The following is a 20425-nucleotide window of genomic DNA, read 5'->3' on the forward strand; positions in this document are numbered from 1 at the left end:
GCCGGAGTATAAGGCAGTCGCCTGTACCAACCCACCTGCCTCTTTTCATTCAAACGGGTGCAATCAGCTGCACTTGGTCGGTTTTTTCGCCTTTGATGCGACAGATCGGGATTTTCGCGGTCTATCGCTGCACGTGCCGCTTCGCCCACTTCTATTATTTCAATCAAGGCGAAGAGTCCGCTGGCGGGCGGACGGGATTTGCAAGATACTGCGCCTTGTATTTGACGTCATAGCCTTGACGTTATCGCCGTATACCCCAGGGACAAAACTTCAAAATCCGGTCAAACCCAGGCGCCGCCTGCGTTTGTCATTAAGCTGTGGCTGTTGCGTGAGTTGGTTGAAGAAAGGAGTCCTTGATGCAGAACGACAGTAAAGTGGTGCCTTTGAGCAAGACGGGGCCGGATCAGCCGGGGTCCTCGCCTGTCGCTCGGCTGCCGGTCGTTCTGCTTCAAGTGCGTGACAAAGCTGCACAGCAACTCAAGGAAAGCCTTCAGACCCTATTCGACAACGCCGACGACACGCTCTTCGAAATGGCGGATCGGGCGCGAAACAACGCCGAGCAAAACGTCTTTTTCGAAGCCATGCGCGATTTGCGTCTGAAGCGAAAGAGCATCGAACGCAACTTCCTGGACAAATTCTTCGAGGCCTTTTTGCGCCTCGGCCAGTACGAGCTCGCCGAGCCGATCCTTTCTGAACCCGTTTCCTTCGACAAACTCTCGCTGGTCCACAATGACGACCTTGAGCGCACTGTGGCCGTGGACACCATGGTCACCAAGGTGATGAACCGCGATGGCGTTGCATTGGGCCAACTGACGGCGCGCCTCAATCAGCTGATTCCTCAACCCTTGACTGACGAGACCAACCCTCTCGGTCCGACCTTGCTGTGTGATTTCTTTCTGCAGGCTGGTCGTAATCTGGGGGTGGAGATCAAGGTCAAGCTGATCATTCTCAAACTTTTCGAAAAGTACGCGCTGACCAATGCGGACCATCTGTATGAAGAGGCCAACCTGCTGCTGATAGCGGCGGGAGTGTTGCCGGATTTGAAAGTGCTACCCTCGCGCCGTTCGACGGATCGCTTGTCCAGCTCTGTGCCGCCAACAGAGGCCCAACGCGCCGAAAGTGCGGCGTTGGTGCAGGCGGCGGAGAAGCTCGACAAAAGCGTGCAGGAAGTGTTCTCGGCGTTGCAGGAATTGCTGGTCTTCGTGCGGGGCAACCTGACGCCTCGTCCTGACAACGCTACCGAATCCCGGCCGATTTCCAGCCAGGATTTGCTGCGCTTGCTCTCCCACCTTCAGCAATACGTTCCTCGCGCGGAAACGCCCGAAGATTTCGACCTGCGCGCTCAACTTGAACAACTGATCAGTCGCGTAAGCGCCCGCAGCGGAAAATTCCGCACCGTGGGTACGATGGACGAAGACGTGATCAATCTGGTTTCGATGCTCTTTGAGTTCATTCTCGACGATCGCAACCTGCCGGACTCGCTGCGGGCGTTGATCGGTCGTTTACAGATTCCGATGCTGAAAGTCGCGGTCATCGATAAGAGCTTTTTCAGCCGTGGCAGTCATCCCGCGCGCCGGCTGCTCAATGAAATTGCGTCCGCTGCGCTGGGGTGGGGCGGGCGCGATGACAGCCAGCGTGATTCGCTTTACACCCGTATCGATCAGATCGTGCAGCGGCTGCTGCATGATTTCGTCGACGATCCGGCGATTTTCACCGAACTGTTGGTGGATTTTCTTGCATTCACGGGTGAGGAGCGCCGCCGCAGCGAATTGCTCGAACAGCGTACGCGCGATGCGGAAGAGGGGCGGGCGCTGGCCGAGCTGGCGCGTCAGCGTGTGCAACAGGCACTGAATGATCGCTTGCGTGGCAAGACGTTGCCCGAAGTGGTCGTGCGTCTGTTGCAGGAAGCCTGGAGCAAGGTGCTGCTGTTGACGTGCCTCAAGCATGGCGAGCAGTCCGGCGAGTGGGCGGCCGGCTTGCAGGCGATGGACGACCTGATCTGGAGCGTTGAACCGCACGACGAGCCTGAGGCGCGTCAGCGTCTGTTGGAGCTGGTGCCAGGGCTGCTCAAGTCGTTGCGCGATGGTCTGAGCAGCGCGGCGTTCGATCCGTTTGCCACCAGTGAGTTTTTCAGCCAGCTCGAAGCGTTGCATGTGCAGGCCTTCAATCATGCTGCCCGTACACCGGAGGAACAGGCGCCCATCGCCGAGGAGCCGATCGATGGCCCGACGATGACCGTGGTGGTCGAGGAGATCGTGCTGGTGGCGCCGGGTGAGCAAGTGTTCAGCGAGCCTGCGCTGCACCTGCCCGAGAACGATGAAGGTCTGTTGCAGGTCGACAAGCTGCGTCTGGGCAGTTGGGTCGAAATTCAGGAAGACGAAGATCACAAGCTGCGTTGCAAGCTGGCGGCGATCGTTGAGCCAAGCGGGCGTTACGTGTTCGTCAATCGCACCGGCATGAAAGTGCTGGAGAAAACCCGGATGGGCCTGGCCGTCGAATTCCGTCGCGGGACGATTCGCGTTCTGGATGATTCGCTGCTGTTCGATCGTGCGCTGGAGTCGGTGCTGGGTAACCTGCGCAAGCTCAAGGGGTGAAACCCTGCGTTCGCCCCTGCACTGACACCCCCCTTTGGGAGCGGCCAACGTTTGGATTTGTGCCCACATCCCTTCCCATCGCGGGCATACTGCTCGCTGTCGATCCCGGTTTTAAGGACCCTTCATGCAGTTGGACCCCGCCACCGGCTGGTGCCACGGTGCGCATCATTGCCCTTCACCCAATTTCAATGCCCGTCCCGACGCGGAAATCTCTCTGCTGGTGATTCACAACATCAGCCTGCCGCCCGCGCAATTCAAGACTGGCAAGGTTCAGCAGTTCTTTCAGAACCGGCTGGACGTCACAGAACATCCCTATTTTGAAGGCATCGCCGAGTTGCGCGTGTCCGCGCATTTTCTGATCGAGCGCGATGGCGAGCTGACGCAGTTCGTCTCTTGTCTGGATCGCGCCTGGCATGCGGGCGTATCACGGTTTGAAGGCCGAGAGACGTGCAACGATTTTTCCATTGGCATCGAGCTGGAAGGCACTGACGATCAGCCGTTTACCGACGCGCAATATGACGCGCTGATTGCCTTGACCCGCCAGCTACAGTCGGTATGGCCTGCGATCACCACGCAACGCATTTGCGGGCACAGCGATATTGCGCCAGGACGCAAGACCGATCCGGGTCCATGCTTTGACTGGTCGCGTTTTCGTTCGGCGTTACAGGTTTGAATCCAGGAGTGGGTAATGAGTTTTCTGGTGTTGTTGTTGGCGGTATGGATCGAAAAGTTTTCTGCGCTGCGCCATCGCGTTCAGCGCGACGGGCCGTGGCTGGCGCAACTGAGCCGTCTTGAGTCCAACCCGCGTACGGCCAGGCGGCCATGGTGGATTCTGACCCTGACCGTGCTGTTGCCCTTGTTGGTGCTGGCGCTGGTTCTGGTGATCGTCGGGTCGGTGGCCTACGGCTGGCTGGCATTGCCGATTCACCTTTTGGTGCTGATGTACAGCCTGGGCCGTGGCGACATCAAAGCCAATCTCGGGTCGTTCCGTGACGCTTGCCGTCGTGGCGATCAGGAAGCCGCTGCGCTGGTAGCCGAACGCGATCTGGGCGTGCGTGCTAAGAATGAAGAACAGTTGCTGGGCGGCGCGCAGACGTATTTGCTGTGGCAGGTCTATCAGGGCTTCTTCGCGGTGATCTTCTGGTATTTCGTGCTCGGGCCGGTGGCGGCGCTGGCTTATCGTTTGCTCGCCCTGGCCGCCGAGCGGGGCAAGACTCCAGCGCTGGTCGAGCGCGCGACGCAACTGCGTCACGCCTTTGATTGGGTGCCGGTACGGCTGCTGGCGGCGAGCTTCGCGCTGGTGGGCAATTTTGTGGCCGTCAGCCGCGTGATGCTCAGTGAACTGCTCAACTGGAACATCAGTGCCTCGGATTTGATTACCCGTGTCGGTTGCGTCGCAGGAGAAGTGCCTGCGCCGATTGTGGGCGCCGAAGGTGTGAACAGTCTGGACGTGCTGTGGGAATTGCTGATTCGTTCGGCGATCGTCTGGTATGCCGGGTTTGCGCTGTTTACGTTGTTGGTTTGAGTTGAGTTGGTGTCCAAACACTTTGCGTGGGTACGTAGGCCCTCGGTTCCCAGAGCCGATTCTATGGTGGCCGACCAACCGTCTTCGCCAGCAAGCTCCTACAGGTTCGGCGTTGAACGAAAAATATGGATTCGACGCAATCACTGTGGGAGCCGTCTTGGTGGCGAAAAAGGCTGGCCAGCCACCATAGAACCTCCCACATGGAAATCGTCTCTGCACTTGAGGCTGTGTTCCCTCTGAGTTTTCATCACCTGCCAAAAGGAGAGCTGCATGTCGAACCCGCGAATCGAGAGGATCCTGATCACCAACGACGACGGCATCGATGCCCCGGGGCTGGAAGTCCTGGAAGCTGTCGCGCGGGAGTTGGCCGATGAAGTCTGGATCGTCGCGCCTGCCCAGGACCAGAGCGGGATTTCCCATGCACTGAGCCTGCATCATCCATTGCGTGTGAAGTCATATGGCGAGCGTCGCTTTTCCGTTTCGGGCACCCCGGCCGATTGTGTGGCCGTGGGCGTGCGTCAGTTGATGGACAAGCCGCCCCAACTGCTGCTGTCTGGCGTGAACAAGGGCGCCAATCTGGGCGTCGAGACCATGTTTTCCGGCACGGTGGGTGCCGCGATGGCGGGCCTGTTGTTGGGCGTTCCGTCGATTGCCTTGAGCCAGTTTTTCACCCGCCGCGATGCGGTGAAATGGGGTACCGCGCGGGCATTGGCACCTGACGTGATTCGTCGGTTGATCACGATGGAATGGGCAGGTGACGTGTGTCTGAACGTCAACTTTCCGGACGTCGAGCCAGAGGACGCTGGGCCACTGCAAATCACTCGGCAGGGGATCGGTCGCATGGACGGCCTGAACATCACCCAGCGCACCGACATGCGTGAGCAGGGTTATTACTGGCTGAACATCGACCGCCATGAGCGCCCGGATTTCGATGACAGTGAGACGTGGGTGGTGACCCATGGCGGGATCTCCGCCACGCCGCTGCGGTTTGAACGTACGGATCTGGACGTCATGGCGCGTTTGAAAAACAACCTGGCCGACTAATGAGCACATCCCTGTAGCCCTCCAATTACAACGATCTGAGCCACTCAATCGATTCTGATTGAATAGAGAAGTGGCTCTTGGCTACTCACTAATAAAGTCTGACTTTCTTGCTTAGTGAGAAACTTTTGCTATAGCTAAAAGCCTCTCATTTCTTCCCATGAGGCAACGGAATGTCAGTCGCAAAGAAAATGAGCGTGGGACAACTCACTATGTTGACGGCCGTCAACATGTTGGGATCCGGCATTGTGTTATTGCCTACCAAACTCGCCGAAGTCGGCGGTATTTCCATCCTTTCCTGGTTGATCACGGCCACAGGCTCTCTGGCACTGGCCTATGCGTTCGCACGCTGCGGCATGCTCAGTCGCAAGACCGGTGGTATGGGTGGATATGCTGAATACACCTTTGGCAAATCCGGAAACTACATCACCAACTACACCTACGGCCTGTCGTTATTGATTGCCAATGTGGCGATCAGTATTACCGCCGTGGGTTATATCCAGACGTTGTTCGACATAAAACTGGGGTCGTTGCAAGTCGGTCTGGCGACCATCGCGTTATTGTGGATCACCACATTCGCCAACTTCGGTGGCGCAAGCATCACCGGCAAAATCGGCTCGGTGACGGTGTGGGGTGTGATTGCGCCAGTGGTGCTGGTGTCGACCATTGGCTGGTTCTGGTTCGACAGCAGCGTTTACGCGGCAGGCTGGAACCCGCACGACATGCCTTGGTACAACGCTGCGGGCGCATCGGTGGCGATCACGTTGTGGGCGTTTTTGGGACTTGAGTCGGCGTGCGCCAACGGCGATGCAGTGGAAAACCCCGAGAAGAACGTGCCGATTGCGGTGCTCGGCGGAACACTGGGCGCGGCAGTGATTTACATCGTCTCGACCAACGTCATCGCCGGGATCGTCGATAACGCCGAATTGGTCGCGTCCACCGCGCCGTTCGGTCTGGTCTTCGCCAAAATGTTCAACCCCATGATCGGCAGCATTGTCATGGGGCTGATGGTGCTGGCCTGCATCGGTTCGTTGCTGGGCTGGCAGTTCACGGTGGCGCAGGTGTTCAAGAGTTCGGCGGACACCGGGTATTTCCTGCCGATTTTCGCCAAGGCCAACAAGCACGGCGTGCCCATCATCAGCATGCTGATCCTGCTGGCGATGCAGACTGCCATGGCCTTACTGACCATCAGCCCTGACCTTGCCAAGCAATTCGACACGCTGGTGAATCTCGCCGTCGTCACCAATCTGGTGCCGTACATCCTGTCCATGGCCACGTTAATGACGCTGCAAAAAGTATCGAACGTCCCACCCAACAAGGCACTCCTTACCAACATCGTCGCGTGGATCGCGGCGGCCTACAGCTACCTGGCGCTATACAGCTCGGGCGCGCAGGCGCTGATGCTCGGCGGTGTGGCAACCATCGTCGGCTACACGCTGTTCGGCTTCGTGAACACACGTCTGATCAAACTGGAGGCGCTGAATAACAGCGTGCCGACCCAGACCGTTTCGGCGCAGCACATCGTGGGCGAACCCGTTCCTGTGAACAACCTGAAGACGGCCACACTGGAGATCCAATCATGACGGAATACAGACACCTGCTCGGCATGCTGGCACTGCTGGTCTGCAAGCAGCCCGACAAACGCAGCGTGTTCGGTCGCGCGTTGATCCAGTTGATCAGCGATGTCGAAGAGCGTTCCATCAGCGTGCTGACGTCCGAGAGCCTGAGCGACGCCAAGTCGATCCTGAGCACCGACCCGGCCATCCAGTGCGTGCTGCTCAGTTGGGAAATGGACGACAGCGCCGACCATCAGGAATGCATCGACCTGCTGACGGCTTTACGTGAACGCAACACCCGCGTGCCGGTGTTCCTGATCAGCGACCGCAGCACCGCGTCCAGTGTGCCGCTGATCGTCATGCAGCACGCTGACGACTTCATCTGGCTGCCCGAAGACACCAGCCGTTTTCTCAGCGGGCGGATCATGGCGGCCATCGAGCGTTATCGTCAGGCCGTGTTGCCGCCCATGTTCGGCGCGCTGCTCAAGTTTGCCCGCAGCTATGAATACTCATGGCATACACCGGGGCACGCGGGAGGCACTGCGTTTCTGAAGAGCACTGCGGGCCGCGCTTTCTATGAGTTCTTCGGCGAAAACCTGCTGCGTTCGGATCTGTCGATTTCGGTGGGTGAACTGGGTTCGCTGCTCGATCATAGCGGTCCGATCGGGCAGGGCGAGCGTTACGCGGCGAAGGTGTTTGGCGCCCATCGCACGTATTACGTGACCAACGGCTCGTCGATGTCCAACCGGGTGATTCTGATGGCCAGCGTGACCCGTGATCAGATCGCCCTGTGTGACCGTAACTGCCACAAGTCCGCCGAGCATGCGATGACGCTCTCGGGCGCGATTCCGACCTACCTGGTGCCGACCCGCAATCGCTACGGCATCATCGGCCCGATTCTGCCGCAGACCCTGAGTGCCGAAGGCGTGAAAGTCGCCATCGCCAACAACCCGCTGGTCAAAAGCCACATCGACCCGACGCCCGTGCACGCCATCGTCACCAACTCGACCTACGATGGCCTGACGTACAACGTGACACGGGTCGAAGAGCTGCTCGGCCAGAGTGTCGATCGCCTGCACTTCGACGAAGCCTGGTACGGCTACGCTCGCTTCAATCCGTTGTACAAGGACCGCTTCGCGATGCACGGCAGCCCGGACGATCACGACGCGTCCAAGCCCACCGTGTTCGCCACGCAGTCGACCCACAAGCTGCTCGCGGCGCTGTCGCAGGCCTCGATGATTCATGTGAGAAATGGCCGCAATGCGATTCCTCACGGGCGCTTCAACGAGTCGTTCATGATGCACGCCTCGACCTCGCCCAACTACGCGATCATGGCCTCGTGCGATGTCAGCTCGGCGATGATGGAGGCCCCCAGCGGGCACATCTTGACCAACGAATCCATCGAAGAGGCCATTGCGTTTCGCCAGGTCATTTCACGCATGCAGAGCGACATGCTCAGCCATGACGACTGGTTTTTCTCGTGCTGGCAGCCGCCCTCCGTGCCGGTGGGAGCAACGTCGATTCCGTTCCATGAGGTCGATCCCGCCAAGCTCAAATCCGACCCCAATTGCTGGGTCTTGCACCCCAACGAGGTGTGGCACGGATTCGGCGACATCGAAGACGGCTATTGCATGCTCGACCCGATCAAGGTGTCGATCCTCAGCCCCGGCATGGGCGACGACGGCAATCTGCTCGACTTCGGCATTCCAGCGTGCGTGCTCAGTGCGTACCTGGGGCGGCAGGGGATCGTCGTCGAGAAAACCACCGACTTCACCATCCTGTTCCTGTTTTCCATTGGCATTACCAAGGGCAAGTGGGGCACGTTGGTCAACGCGCTGCTGGACTTCAAACGTGATTACGACACCAACCTCGAACTGGAACTGTGCCTGCCTGATCTGTTGACGGCCAATCAGCAGCGCTACGCGGGGATGGGGTTGAAGGATCTGGCGCAGGACATCTTCGCTGCCATGAAAAAAACCAAAACCACGGCGGCCATGGCTCAGGCATTCGGCACGCTGCCCAAGGCCGAATTCAGCCCGGTTGAGGCGTATGAAAAGCTGGTCAAGAACGAGGTCGAATCGGTGACTTTGGAGGAGGCGGCGGGGCGCATTGCCGCGACCGGGATCGTACCCTATCCGCCGGGGATTCCGCTGTTGATGCCAGGTGAAAATGCGGGGCCGTCGGATGGGCCGTTGCTGGCGTATCTCAAGGCGCTGGAGAGCTTCGATCGGTCATTCCCGGGGTTCACCCATGACACCCACGGGATCGAAAGCGAGGCGGGGGTTTATCGGTTGTTGGTATTGAAGTAAGTCTGTGCACAAACATTGTGGGAGCCGCCTTGGTGGCGAAAGCGTTGTGTCGGCTAAGGATGTGCTGGCTGACTCGTCGCATTCGCCACCAAGGCGGCTCCACAGTGAACTTTCAGTGTTGCGGATTACGTCAGTTGCTCTGAATCTTCTGCAACGCCTGCTGCGTCAACGCCACGCACTCGCGCGCACCGTCATCGTTGTGCCGCGCCAGCGCGGATTCGGCGCGGTGGACGGTGGTATCGACATCGCTTTTGACGGCATCGCTGAGGTCAGGGTTGGCGACTTTGGCGTCTCGAACTTTGCTCAAATTCATCTGGCACTGGCTGTTGTCATCGTTGGCCGACGCCGCGAAGGGCAGGGCGAAGGCAGTCAGGAGCAGGCCGGTGAGCAGGGCGTGTTTCATGTTGTTTTCCGCAGAAGGTAGGTAAGGGGTTCACGGTCTGTGCGAACCTGCTGCATGAGACAGCGGATTTCGGATTTCTGCCAGAGCGACGCCACCTATAAATTCAAAACCCATAGGCTTTCCCGCTGAACGGCAGGCCACTGCGCTACCATGGCGCGGCGATCCCCGCGCCTGTAGCCGAGCCGTACCGATGGACATTGACCTCGCCCGAACCTTTCTTGAAATCGTCCGCCTGGGCAGCCTGATGGCCGCCGCTGAAAAGCTGCACGTCACCCAGACGGCGATCACCGCTCGCGTACAGAAATTGGAAAGTCATCTGAACTGCACACTGTTCATCCGCAATCGCACGGGAGCCAGGCTGACCTCCGATGGCGAGGCGTTCGTGGTGTACGCCAATCAACTGGTGCAGACCTGGGACGCAGCGCGCCGCGAGTTGCCCTTGCCTGACGGCTATCGTCATGTACTGCGCATCGGCGCGGAAATGAGTCTGTGCAACCCGTTGATGCTCAGTTGGGTGCGTGAAATCCGCAGCACCATTCCCGACTACGCGCTGCATTCGGAGGTCAAGGATGGCGGGGTGTTGATGAAGGATGTCGAGCGCGGCGCTCTGGATGCGGCGCTCGTCTACCAGCCTGCGTACTGGCCCGCGTTGCAGGTGGAGGAGGTGCTGGAAGAGAAGCTGATTCTGGTGCGCGTGGTCGGCAACCCCGAACCCTACGTGTATATCGATTGGGGACCGGCATTTCGTGAGCAGCACGACGCGGCGATGCCGGAAAAGTCCAAGGCGGCTGTAGCCTTCAACCTCGGGCCGTTCGCCTTGCAGTACATTCTGGACAATGGCGGCGCCGGTTACTTTCGTACGCGAGTGGTTCAGTCCTACCTGGATCGCGGCATCATGGAGCGCGTGCCATTGGCGCCCGAGTTCAGCTATCCGACCTATCTGGTCTATTCGCGGGACAATCCCTCAGCGACCCTGCAACACGCCTTCGAGTTGTTGCGTGAGATCGCTCGGGAAAATGGCGATTGGTCGCAGCGCTGGGACCCACTGATCTAGGCCTGGATACGCTGCTGGGCGTTGGCTTCGGCCAGCAGCAGGATCATTTCCAGGTCCTCGCGAGACACGTCGATGAACGCGCCGACGTCGTCCAGCGCCTTGTCCAGATCCGCACTGTTGAAGCCTCTTTCTATGGGCGTGGGGGGCGGCGCAGAAGGTGCTTGCGCGCGCGGGTAGCGCATCTGTGTCAGGTTGTTGTAGATCAGGGCCGTGATCAGCAGCGCCGATGCGTTGAGCATCACCGGCAGCAGTACCTGTAAACCGAGCGCAGACAACTCATGTTTCGACGTAATAATGCTGATCGCCACGGCCGCACCCGGCGGATGCAGGCAGCGGCAGACGCACATGATCACCATTGCCGAGCAGACCGCGACGCCCGCCGCCGCGATGGTATTGCCGAAGACTTCGATGCACAGCAGCGCCACGAGTGCAGAGATCAGATAACTGCCGATGATCGGCCACGGCTGCGCCAGAGCGCCAGTCGACACCGCGAACAGCAGCACCGCCGACGCACCGATGGGACCGAGCAAATGTAGCGTCACATTCAGGCCAAAGCATTGCTGGCTCAACAGCGCACTGACGAAAATGCCCAGGCAGGCGCCAAGTGCAGAACGCGACCATTCAGCCGGATGCGTGTTGAGTGAGTGAGGGATGAAGCTGCGAAGAAGCGATTTCACGCGAGAATTCCAGGGTGAAAAAAGGAGCTCGCCGGTGGCCGCCGAGCTCCCGCACAAATGGGGCAAGTGCCAGAAGTTTTCAAAGGGCAGAACGACGAAAGGGAGGTCGTTGCGGCGACCTCCCGTCGAACTCAAAGCACAGGGAGTGTGGAGCGGAAGAAGCGGTGAAGCAAATTCGAAAAAATGCAGCTTCAGTTCAAAAAAATTGAGTTAAACAGCGCGCGACTGCCCCGAAGGACGCGCTTGGCGGGCAGGTCGCGCAGCGTCAACTTCCAGTAAATGCATGGCCAACACATCCGTCAGAAAACGGAACTGATCGTTGAAGCCCACAACCTCATTACTGAAGTGGTTTTCCGCCGACGGCATCATGAAGGCATCGAAACGTTTGTCTTCGATCAGGCTGTGACGGTTTTTGCGCACGACGACATGTTGTGAGTAGTAGTTATTACCAAAGTTGGGAAAACTAACGTGCAGGGTGACGTCTCGGGTCATGTCGAGTGCTCCGCATTAAACAGAAAGTTGAACGTTACTTGGTGCTGATAAGTGTCAGCTACTTGGACTTAATGAGTCCGTGCCATCACACGATTAGCCTGTTCGTCCGCCGTGGCAGCCACGGGTTCCAGCGCGAACAGTTTGAGGGCAACGACGTAGCTGGTGAGCGCTGCGAGCGTCAAGCAAGTCAGAAGATGAATAACCATTTTTCCTGCCCTCGTTCGTGTTTGGGTGTGAGAGCGATAGTACGCTCATGAAATGTGAGCGGAAGGCAATCGCAGGAATGTTGGCTATCGATATGAATGATGGTGGGGCACGGAACTCACCCACGAAGGAGCGTTGTGGGAGACGCCCGGCCGTCTCCCACAGGCTTGGCGTCGAATAGGTGGTTTGGCTCAGGCGCGGATGGACTCTCCATACCGATACGTCGCCACGCACGCCAGCGCCAAGCCACTGAGCGCCACCAGCCCGCCCACCAGCCCCACGTTGGCGATGCCCAACTGGCTGATCACCATGCTGCCCAGCAATGCGCCGCCGCCGATGCCGATGTTGTAGATGCCCGAGTGCAGCGACATTGCGACATCCGTGGCATCCGGCGCCATGGCCAGCACCTTGGCCTGCATGACCAGGCCAAAGCACATGATCGCCATGCCCCATACGATGCTCAGCGTCGCGATCCACGACGCCTTGCCCGACAGTGGTAGCAACAACACCAGACACAATGCCAGCGCGCCGATAGCAGCGATCAGCAGCCCGCGCGGGTAACGGTTGTTGTAACGACTGAACACGATGGAGCCCAGGATGCCTGAACCGCCAAACAGCAACAGGATAATGGTGATCATGTCACCGCTCATTTTCCCTACGGCCTGTGCGAAAGGCTCGATGTAGCTGTAAGCCGTGAACTGTGCGGTAATCACCAGAGCGGTCAGCACATACAGCGAGACCAGTGCCGGGCGTTTGAACAGGATGGGCAGGCTGCGCAACGAGCCGGAGTTTTGGCTCGGCAACAACGGCAGCGATTTCATCAGTACCAAAACGGTGGCACTCGCCGTGCCCGCAATGGCCAGAAATGTCATGCGCCAGCCCAGCGCTTCACCGAGCACGCGGCCCAGCGGGATGCCCAATACCATCGCCAGCGACGTACCGGTGGCCAGCAGTCCAAGGGCCTGGACCTGTTTGCCCGCAGGCGCGACGCGTACGGCGAGGGAAGCGGTAATCGACCAGAACACCGCGTGGGCCAGCGCGATACCGACGCGGCTGACCAGCAACATGCCGAAGCTGGATGCCATGCTCGACATCACGTGGCTGGCGACGAACAGAATGAACACGAACATCAGCAACTTGCGCCGCTCGATGTTGCGGGTCATCAGCATCATCGGCAGTGAGGTCAGCGACACAATCCACGCATACACCGTCAGCATCAGGCCTACTTGCGCAGTGGTCATGTCGAAGCTGTGTCCAATGGCACTGAGCAGCCCCACTGGCACGAACTCAGTGGTGTTGAAAATGAAGGCTGCGAGAGCCAGCGCGATCACGCTGAGCCAACTGCCAGTGCGAGCATCGGGGGTGTTCATGAAGGACACATCAGCCTCAAGGGAAAACGAATTCGGTGGCGGTCGGCCATCCATACCAAACGCCAACCAGCACAAAAACCGCACAAGGCTCGACGCCCGGGCGGGATGCGGTCAGCAGACTATTATGAGTATGGGAAGGTACAGCCAGATGAGGCGCAGTTTACGCCCTTGTTAACGTTGTCACAACGGCAGTGCCCTGCGTCAAAATCGCCCAGCGGTCTGACGAAACCGCCGTGACGACAGTAACTACCTGTCAGGCAACGATAACTTGACGCATGAGTGCGCGTGAACTTATCTGAAAAAAGTAAAGGGAATAAAAACTCGTTGTCAGAAGCTCGAACTGGCAGCGGTATACAAAAGGGAAGTCACTGCTTCGGGTAATACCCGCAGGAGTATTTCTGATGAAACGGCCCAATCGGGCTAGCGTCAGCAATATTCTCTGTTCGTCTTGCGTATTCATGTCGTTATTGCCAGTCACGGAGATTAAGGCCGCTTGCACGCTTATCGCAGGTGCGGGCAATGACAGCTATGTCTGCGACAGCGGGAGCAGCCCCGGTTTGACGGATTTGCTGGGGAATAACACGCTGACTTTTCCGGCAGGTGGAACAGGCGTTGTCACCGGCAATATCGTCATGGGGGCGGGGTCGAATCAGTTACTGATGAATTCGGGCACGATCGCGGGCGGTGTCGATCTGGGCGATGGCGATAACGTCATCATCATAGGGGCGGGCGCTGTCACAGGCCAAGTATTGCAGGGCAGTGGCCCTGATCGGTTCAGCATGACAGGCGGCTCCATCCAGTCGCTGTCTCAGGGCGATTCACGGGATCTGTTCACGATGAGCGGCGGAACCATCGTCGGCGCTTTCGAAGACGGCGACATTGCCACCATGACCGGAGGCAGCATCGGCCGCGTCGATATGAAACTGGACAACAACGTCTTCAACCTGTCGGGCGGTCAGATCATTGGCAATCTGGTGACAGGGTTGGGGCTGGACACCATTACGATGTCGGGTGGCAGTGTCGGCGGCAACATCAGCGTCAGCGGCGGCAACGACAGCTTCAGCCTCAGCGGCGGTGTTGTCTCCGGTGAAATCCGGATGAGCCTGGGCAACGACGTTTTCAACTGGACGAACGGTGGACAACTACGCTCGCAGGTCTTGATGGGGGACGGTGATGACACCGCGAGGCTGACCCACCTGACCGAAACGCTATTGACCCCCACTCCGAGACTTGACGGCGGATTGGGCAATGACACGCTCTCGTTCGTCAACACCACCACTTCAACCCCCAGCCGATACATTGGCTGGGAGCGTGTCGACCTCACCGCTCAATCCGATTTCGATCTGCCTGGCGATCTCTTCCTCGGCGACGCTGTCAGTGGCACGGGCACGTTCAACATCGACAACAGCAGCACGCTGGCACCGACCCAGGGTTCGATCCGACCTTTTTCCGCAGGTCAGTTGACGACCCTGAACAACGCGGGCGTGATCGATATGACCACCGGCAGCACCGTAGCGGGCGATACGTTGAGTGTGTATGGCAATTACGTGGGCGCCAACGGCCAGTTACGGCTGCAAACGGTGTTGGGAGATGACAACTCTTCAAGTGATCGGCTGATCGTTTCGCAAGGCACGATCAGCGGCAGCACACAGTTGAGCGTGAGCAATCTGGGTGGCCTCGGCGGCTTGACGGTGGCCAACGGCATTGAAGTGGTTCAGGCGCTCAATGGTGCGACCAGCAGCAATGATGCGTTCGCCCTCAACGGCTCGGTCTCGGCGGGCGCGTATCAGTATTACCTGTTCAAAGGCGGCGTGACCGCCGGGACCGAGAACAACTGGTATCTACGCTCGTCCGTGGTGGCGGTAAGGGCGTTGGCGGTTCCCTTGTCTGTACCTGCTCCCGTGGTGCCTGCCACACCGGCCCCAATACCGGCGCCCGCTCCGGTGATCAGCGCAGATGAGCCGCCCGTGGAGCCGCCCACCGCAACGCCAGTCGCGCCTGCGACACCTGTGGCCGTTCAATCAACCGCGTTGGCCGCCAACTCCCCTGAACCTGCCGCCACGACTCCCGCACTGCCGGACGCCACACCGGGGGCCGAGCCGATTCCGCTGTATCGCCTTGAAGTCCCGGTGTACTCGGTCATCACTCCGGCTGCGCAACGAATGACCCAGTCTGCGCTAGGGACGTTTCACGACCGTCAAGGTGAGCAGAGCCTGTTGATGGACGGCGGTGGAATACCTGCTGGATGGGCGCGTGTGTACGGCGGCGATTTGAGAAAAAGCTGGGCGGGTACGGTGTCGCCACGCTTCGAGGGTTCAAGTCGGGGCTACCAGATCGGCCAGGACCTTTACGCGGCACCGACCGATTTCGGTGGCTCGCAACGGATCGGCCTGTTTGTCGGACAGAGCCGTTTGCGAGGCGATGTCGATGGTTTCGCCGAGGGCTTTCAGCATCGAGACTCCGGCCACCTCAAGCTTGAAGGCGATCATTTGGGTGGCTACTGGACGCTGATCGGTTCACAGGGCGCTTACATCGACGCCATCGTCATGGGCACTCGTCTCAACGGCAGCAATCGCTCGGACCGTGGCGTCAAACTCGACACCGAGGGGCGGGCGATCACGCTGTCGCTGGAAGGGGGCTATCCCTTGCCGGTCAGCGAGCATTGGAGCGTCGAGCCGCAGGTTCAGGTGATTCACCAACGCATCGACCTCGATAAACAGAACGACGGCATCTCAGACGTTGCGTTCGACGCCCAACCCTACTGGACCGCCCGAGCGGGCGTCAGGCTCAACGGGCGCTACCTGTTCGGCGATACCCCGCTGGAACCCTACGTGCGCGTCAACGCCTGGCACACCTTTGGCGGTCGGGACACCGTGACCTACAACGGCGTCGACCGGATCAAGAGTGAACACCGGACTTCATCGATGAACGTTGACGCAGGCCTGATGGCCAGGCTCTCTCCCAGCGTCGGCGTGTACCTGTCGCTGGGGTATGACGCCAATCTGGACAGCGAATCGCTGGAGAGCCTGACGGGCACTCTGGGTGTCAGAGTCAGTTGGTAAGCGCTGTCGGGGTCTGCGGTGCGTTGGAGGAAGCGCCTGTGTACAGCGCCGTGTCGTGCCCGGTGAGAATCAGCCGGAACGTTTCAACCAGTGGCCTCAATGTCACGCGATGCCACGCGGCCCACAACGGCAGGGTGAACGTCAGCCAAGGCAGTTCGCGAAACACCACACCCGGATACGCGGCCTGATTGAGACTTTTCTGAGTCATCGCGATCCCCAATCCTGCCGCGACCAGTCCCAATGCCGTGTAGGGTTCGGCAGCTTCCAGACGAATCTGGGGCGTAAATCCCGCCCGAATGCACGCCGCGACAAAATCATCGTGATGATTCTGACCCTGACTGGATTTCACGCCGATCCAGTCCAGATCCTCCAATTCAGCCGGAGTCAGCCGCTCAAGGTTCACCAGCGGATGATTCGCAGGCAGCGCCAGCAACATCGGGTCTTCCAGCAACTGCCGATACGTCAAATCCGGGTCATCATCGGCGGGCGGCTCGCTGACCAGCGCCACGTCCAGGCTGCGCTGACGCAAGCCCTCCAACTGATCCGCCGAACTCAGGTTGTACAGCGCAACATGCACACCCGGCCTGATCGCCCGCACCTCGCTCAACGCTTTGGGCAGCACGTTGGCGTGCATCGCGTTCTCGATGTAACCGATGCACAACCCGCCTTCCTCACCCCGTCCAAGCCGCTTGCCCAATGACTCCAACCGATTGGCGTGGGTCAGCAGCGCACGGGCTTCGGTGAGAAAGGTACGACCGTCGGTGGTCAGACGAATCCGCTGCTGGCTGCGCTCGAACAGCACCAGCCCAAGGCGTTCTTCCAGTTGTGCGATCTGCCGACTCAACGGCGACTGAGAAATGTGCAGACGTTCAGCCGCACGCCCGACGTGTTCTTCCTCGGCGACGACAACGAAATAGCGAAGCTGGCGCAGATCCAACATGGCGATGCTCTTCAGGTCTCAAGTGTTGCTTATTGTGTCTTGGACGGTCTCGGCGTGGCAATCTAGAATCGGCTCAACGGTCGCAACAACGACCCACAGACGAACTGGAGAAACCACCATGAGCTTGAAAGACAAACTCCCCGGCACCCTGGGCTTTGGCACGGCCCCATTGGGCAACATGTTCCGCAATATCCCCGAGGATGAAGCGGCGGCAACCGTCCATGCAGCGTGGGCCGCAGGCGTTCGCTACTTCGACACCGCACCTTTCTACGGCGCGGGCCTGTCAGAAATTCGCCTCGGCGACGCGCTGCAAGCATACAACCGCGACGCCTACGTCCTTAGCACCAAGGTCGGTCGCGTGATTCTGGACGAACTGGACAACAGTTCCCGCGACCTGGGCGAAAAAAGCGGCGTCTTCGAACACGGCCTGCGCAACAAAATCGTCAACGACTACAGCGCCGACGCCACTTTGCGTTCCATCGAAGACAGCCTCAAACGCCTGAAAACCGACCGCCTCGACATCGTCTGGATTCACGACATCGCCCAAGACTTTTACGGCGACCAATGGCTGCACTACTTCGAACAGGCCCGCACCGGCGCCTTCAAAGCCCTGACCCGCCTGCGCGACGAAGGCGTGATCAAAGCCTGGGGCTTGGGCGTCAACCGCGTCGAACCCATCGAACTCACCCTTGCCCTCGACGAAGCCAAACCCGACGGTTTCCTCCTCGCAGGCCGCTACACCCTGCTCGACCACGAACGCGCGCTGCAACGGTTGATGGCCGAAGCCAACGCCCACAACACCGACATCGTCGTCGGCGGGCCTTACAGCTCCGGGATTCTGGCGGGTGGTGAACATTTCGAATATCAGAAGGCGAGCCCGGAGATCGTTGCCAAGGTGCAGCGGATCAAGCGCATTGCTCAGGAGCATGGCGTGGATGTCAAAGCGGCAGCGTTGCAGTTTGCGCTGGCGAATCCGGCTGTCGCGGCAGTGATTCCGGGGGCGAGTCGGCCTGGGAGGATTGCGGAGGATGTGGCTGCGTTGCGGGCGGTGATTCCGGCGGCGTTTTGGACTTCCTTGCGTGAGGCAGGATTGATCGCGGGGAATGCGCCTGTGCCGGTTTGAGGGTTTTAGTTGGGCACAAAAAGACGTCCTTGGACGTCTTTGATTGATCATTTGGTGGGCCGGGGTAAGTTGAATCGACTGATTAATATATTGATTAATAGGCTTAATTTCGGTTTGAATTTTAGCTTGGAATACCAACTGGAATGCTGAGATGGGAGTATCAGTTTTTTTGTGTTCGGGCTGGTCTGGCCTGCCGTTAGGCAGGCCGTTGTTTCACCAGCTTGGTCTGGTAAAACGGTCTCCATAGAGAATCGCAAACTGGTTAAGCGCCACTTTCCAGTCGTGTGCCGCACGGCTCCAATCCGCAGTGATATTGCGTAACGCCAGCCAGATCAATTTTGTCGCGGCATCATCTGTCGGGAAGTGCCCACGAGTCTTGATGATCTTTCGCAACTGAGCGTTGATGCTTTCGATGGCGTTGGTCGTGTAGACCACTTTACGGATGGCTGGCGGGAAGACAAAGAACGGGATCACCCGATCCCAGGCACGACGCCACGCAGCGACTACTGTCGGATACTGTTTGCCCCAAGGCCCTGCTTCAAAGGCGTTCAGCTCTTGTTCCGCAGCATCAGCGTTGATCGCCTGGTAAATAGGCTTGAGCGCTTTGGCCAGCGGACGGCGTTTATCCCAAGCCGCGTAATCAAGACTGTTTCGGATCAGATGCACGATGCAGGTTTGCAGCGTGGTGGCAGGAAAAACCGCTCCCAAGGCCTCCGGTATGCCTTTGAGCCCGTCAGTGACGGCGATCAGAACATCTTCAACGCCTCGCGTTTTTAGATCGTTGAACACCTTCATCCAGAACTTCGCGCCCTCTGTGCTCTCGATCCAGATACCCAAGATGTCACGCGTGCCATCCGGCAATACGCCCAGCGCCAGATATATCGCCTTGTTGCGCACCAAGCCCTCATCACGGATCTTCACTCGCAATGCATCGAAGAAGATGACCGGATACATCGGTTCCAAAGGGCGCTGCTGCCATGCTCCAACCTCATCCAGCACAGCATCCGTCACCGAGCTGATGAAATCGTGCGATACATCTGTTCCGTACTGCTCCGCCAGAAAAGCGCGTATCTCACGCACCGTCATGCCGCGGGCGTACATGGCGATAATCTTGTCGTCAAAGCCGGTAAAACGGCGTTCGTGTTTGGGAATCAGGATGGGAGCGAAGCTGCCGTCTCGGTCTCTGGGAATGTCCAGGCGAAGCGGCCCATCGTCGGTGAGCACCGTTTTGCCGCTTTTGCCGTTGCGCTGGTTGGTCGAATCCTCGGGGCGCTCCGCGCCCTGAGGATAGCCAAGGTGCTGCCCCAGTTCGGCACCTAAGGCGCGCTCGATCAGCGCTTTTTTGAACGCCATCGAGGCATCCTGAATGGCTTCGGCGCTCATCGGCCCCTTAACGAACTGGTCGATGATCTCTTGGGGAATCGAGGGCAGCTCTCTCGATGTTGCACTGGCAGCTTTCTTTTTGGTCGGCATACATGCACCTCTAGCTACATGTTAGGCCCGAACACAAAATTTCTGACAGTCTCGCTGAGATACCTATTCCTAGCCTGCCAACAAACAACAGTGACGAGTGTAAGTCGACCTGCGCCCAAATCGCGGTCGACCTGGTCGAAGCGTCAGCCTGCTTCGACTGACCTGCGCGAGCTCCTGATCCGATCGTCGGCCCGGCTCGACACCGACGCGGCGCATCGAACTGAAGGCATAGCCCGCCATCAGCCTGCACTGCACTTGCCTGAGGTTTTTCACCACGATCAGATGCACCTAGAGGGCTGCTCTCAAGCTAAGCGGGTAGATGGGAAATCGCTTCGCTTCAGGATGCCGAATATTGGGTTGAGCTTTCAGCTTTACGACAGTTACGGCTCAAGCTAAGGTGCTGGCATAAGGACATTATCCCCCACCATTTGTCCACGGAAGGTTCTAGGGTGCACGCGGTGCGCCCGTCCATTCCGAAATTGTGGCACCCCGAAGCGCGCGCTTGGCAAGGTGCTGTCAATGATCCAGCTGGATTGGTCTTTGACGCATCAGTGTCGGTAATGCGGTCATGCTGAACATCAAGAATGCTTAATTGAAGGCGG

At 58.9% G+C, this 20425-nt stretch carries 15 protein-coding genes; 9 read left to right on the forward strand and 6 right to left on the reverse strand.

Annotation, left to right across the window (positions count from 1 at the left end; translation table 11 throughout):
• Positions 1–356 precede the first annotated feature (356 nt).
• The 6 genes from ACI5GA_RS20310 (at position 357) to ACI5GA_RS20335 (ending at position 9025) form a co-directional block, all read left to right on the forward strand.
• On the forward strand, positions 357–2594 hold the full coding sequence (locus ACI5GA_RS20310) for a DUF1631 domain-containing protein (RefSeq protein WP_421423997.1): 2238 nt from the start codon (positions 357–359) through the stop codon (positions 2592–2594).
• A 124-nt stretch (positions 2595–2718) separates the two neighbouring features.
• Positions 2719–3267 carry a 1,6-anhydro-N-acetylmuramyl-L-alanine amidase AmpD gene (gene ampD, locus ACI5GA_RS20315; protein WP_421423999.1) on the forward strand — a complete coding sequence of 183 codons (549 nt, stop codon included), beginning with the start codon at positions 2719–2721 and terminating at the stop codon, positions 3265–3267.
• A gap of 15 nt (positions 3268–3282) precedes the next feature.
• Positions 3283–4119, forward strand: coding sequence for a regulatory signaling modulator protein AmpE (gene ampE, locus ACI5GA_RS20320; RefSeq protein WP_421424001.1), 837 nt, complete (start codon positions 3283–3285; stop codon positions 4117–4119).
• A gap of 270 nt (positions 4120–4389) precedes the next feature.
• On the forward strand, positions 4390–5163 hold the full coding sequence (gene surE / locus ACI5GA_RS20325) for a 5'/3'-nucleotidase SurE (RefSeq protein WP_421424003.1): 774 nt from the start codon (positions 4390–4392) through the stop codon (positions 5161–5163).
• A gap of 170 nt (positions 5164–5333) precedes the next feature.
• Positions 5334–6743 (forward strand): putrescine-ornithine antiporter, encoded by a 1410-nt coding sequence (potE, locus tag ACI5GA_RS20330; protein WP_404639636.1) that lies wholly within the window; start codon positions 5334–5336, stop codon positions 6741–6743.
• Complete coding sequence (locus ACI5GA_RS20335; RefSeq protein ID WP_404639634.1) at positions 6740–9025, forward strand: Orn/Lys/Arg decarboxylase N-terminal domain-containing protein; 2286 nt, start codon at positions 6740–6742, stop codon at positions 9023–9025. The genes potE and ACI5GA_RS20335 overlap by 4 nt, the downstream gene beginning before the upstream one ends.
• Positions 9026–9155: 130 nt before the next feature.
• Here ACI5GA_RS20335 and ACI5GA_RS20340 read toward each other — a convergent pair whose 3' ends face one another.
• The gene (locus tag ACI5GA_RS20340; protein ID WP_421424005.1) at positions 9156–9428 is read right to left on the reverse strand and encodes a hypothetical protein; all 273 of its coding nucleotides are present in this window, start codon (positions 9426–9428) and stop codon (positions 9156–9158) included.
• A 190-nt stretch (positions 9429–9618) separates the two neighbouring features.
• On the opposite strand from ACI5GA_RS20340, the gene ACI5GA_RS20345 reads away from it, so the two are divergent.
• Positions 9619–10482 (forward strand): LysR family transcriptional regulator, encoded by an 864-nt coding sequence (locus ACI5GA_RS20345; RefSeq protein WP_404639630.1) that lies wholly within the window; start codon positions 9619–9621, stop codon positions 10480–10482.
• Here the strand turns inward: ACI5GA_RS20345 and ACI5GA_RS20350 are convergent.
• The 3 genes from ACI5GA_RS20350 to ACI5GA_RS20360 all read right to left on the reverse strand — a co-directional run bounded on the left by ACI5GA_RS20350 (position 10479) and on the right by ACI5GA_RS20360 (position 13225).
• Positions 10479–11159 carry an HPP family protein gene (locus tag ACI5GA_RS20350; RefSeq protein WP_421424007.1) on the reverse strand — a complete coding sequence of 227 codons (681 nt, stop codon included), beginning with the start codon at positions 11157–11159 and terminating at the stop codon, positions 10479–10481. The genes ACI5GA_RS20345 and ACI5GA_RS20350 overlap by 4 nt on opposite strands.
• Positions 11160–11369: 210 nt before the next feature.
• The gene (locus ACI5GA_RS20355) at positions 11370–11651 is read right to left on the reverse strand and encodes a hypothetical protein (RefSeq protein ID WP_404639626.1); all 282 of its coding nucleotides are present in this window, start codon (positions 11649–11651) and stop codon (positions 11370–11372) included.
• 395 nt (positions 11652–12046) lie between these two features.
• A complete protein-coding gene (locus ACI5GA_RS20360) occupies positions 12047–13225 on the reverse strand; it encodes a sugar transporter (protein ID WP_404639624.1) in 1179 nt (392 codons plus the stop codon).
• A 401-nt stretch (positions 13226–13626) separates the two neighbouring features.
• Between ACI5GA_RS20360 and ACI5GA_RS20365 the strand changes: the two genes are divergently transcribed.
• A complete protein-coding gene (locus tag ACI5GA_RS20365; protein WP_421424010.1) occupies positions 13627–16287 on the forward strand; it encodes an autotransporter outer membrane beta-barrel domain-containing protein in 2661 nt (886 codons plus the stop codon).
• Here the strand turns inward: ACI5GA_RS20365 and ACI5GA_RS20370 are convergent.
• A complete protein-coding gene (locus ACI5GA_RS20370) occupies positions 16277–17227 on the reverse strand; it encodes a LysR substrate-binding domain-containing protein (RefSeq protein ID WP_421424012.1) in 951 nt (316 codons plus the stop codon). The genes ACI5GA_RS20365 and ACI5GA_RS20370 overlap by 11 nt on opposite strands.
• 118 nt (positions 17228–17345) lie before the next feature.
• Between ACI5GA_RS20370 and ACI5GA_RS20375 the strand changes: the two genes are divergently transcribed.
• Positions 17346–18350, forward strand: coding sequence for an aldo/keto reductase (locus ACI5GA_RS20375; RefSeq protein ID WP_421424014.1), 1005 nt, complete (start codon positions 17346–17348; stop codon positions 18348–18350).
• Positions 18351–18563: 213 nt separating this feature from the next.
• Here the strand turns inward: ACI5GA_RS20375 and ACI5GA_RS20380 are convergent, their stop codons facing one another.
• Positions 18564–19823 (reverse strand): IS256 family transposase, encoded by a 1260-nt coding sequence (locus ACI5GA_RS20380; protein WP_421423166.1) that lies wholly within the window; start codon positions 19821–19823, stop codon positions 18564–18566.
• Positions 19824–20425 lie beyond the last annotated feature (602 nt).

The organism is Pseudomonas sp. Pseu.R1, from assembly GCF_045764065.1.
GTDB lineage: Bacteria > Pseudomonadota > Gammaproteobacteria > Pseudomonadales > Pseudomonadaceae > Aquipseudomonas.

Bases quoted from the DNA above. Each gene is read 5' to 3' on its own strand.
- ACI5GA_RS20310 (WP_421423997.1), top strand. From the start codon at position 357: ATGCAGAACGACAGTAAAGTGGTGCCTTTGAGCAAGACGGGGCCGGAT.
- ampD (WP_421423999.1), top strand. From the start codon at position 2,719: ATGCAGTTGGACCCCGCCACCGGCTGGTGCCACGGTGCGCATCATTGC.
- ampE (WP_421424001.1), top strand. From the start codon at position 3,283: ATGAGTTTTCTGGTGTTGTTGTTGGCGGTATGGATCGAAAAGTTTTCT.
- surE (WP_421424003.1), top strand. From the start codon at position 4,390: ATGTCGAACCCGCGAATCGAGAGGATCCTGATCACCAACGACGACGGC.
- potE (WP_404639636.1), top strand. From the start codon at position 5,334: ATGTCAGTCGCAAAGAAAATGAGCGTGGGACAACTCACTATGTTGACG.
- ACI5GA_RS20335 (WP_404639634.1), top strand. From the start codon at position 6,740: ATGACGGAATACAGACACCTGCTCGGCATGCTGGCACTGCTGGTCTGC.
- ACI5GA_RS20340 (WP_421424005.1), bottom strand. From the start codon at position 9,428: ATGAAACACGCCCTGCTCACCGGCCTGCTCCTGACTGCCTTCGCCCTG.
- ACI5GA_RS20345 (WP_404639630.1), top strand. From the start codon at position 9,619: ATGGACATTGACCTCGCCCGAACCTTTCTTGAAATCGTCCGCCTGGGC.
- ACI5GA_RS20355 (WP_404639626.1), bottom strand. From the start codon at position 11,651: ATGACCCGAGACGTCACCCTGCACGTTAGTTTTCCCAACTTTGGTAAT.
- ACI5GA_RS20360 (WP_404639624.1), bottom strand. From the start codon at position 13,225: ATGAACACCCCCGATGCTCGCACTGGCAGTTGGCTCAGCGTGATCGCG.
- ACI5GA_RS20365 (WP_421424010.1), top strand. From the start codon at position 13,627: ATGAAACGGCCCAATCGGGCTAGCGTCAGCAATATTCTCTGTTCGTCT.
- ACI5GA_RS20370 (WP_421424012.1), bottom strand. From the start codon at position 17,227: ATGTTGGATCTGCGCCAGCTTCGCTATTTCGTTGTCGTCGCCGAGGAA.
- ACI5GA_RS20375 (WP_421424014.1), top strand. From the start codon at position 17,346: ATGAGCTTGAAAGACAAACTCCCCGGCACCCTGGGCTTTGGCACGGCC.
- ACI5GA_RS20380 (WP_421423166.1), bottom strand. From the start codon at position 19,823: ATGCCGACCAAAAAGAAAGCTGCCAGTGCAACATCGAGAGAGCTGCCC.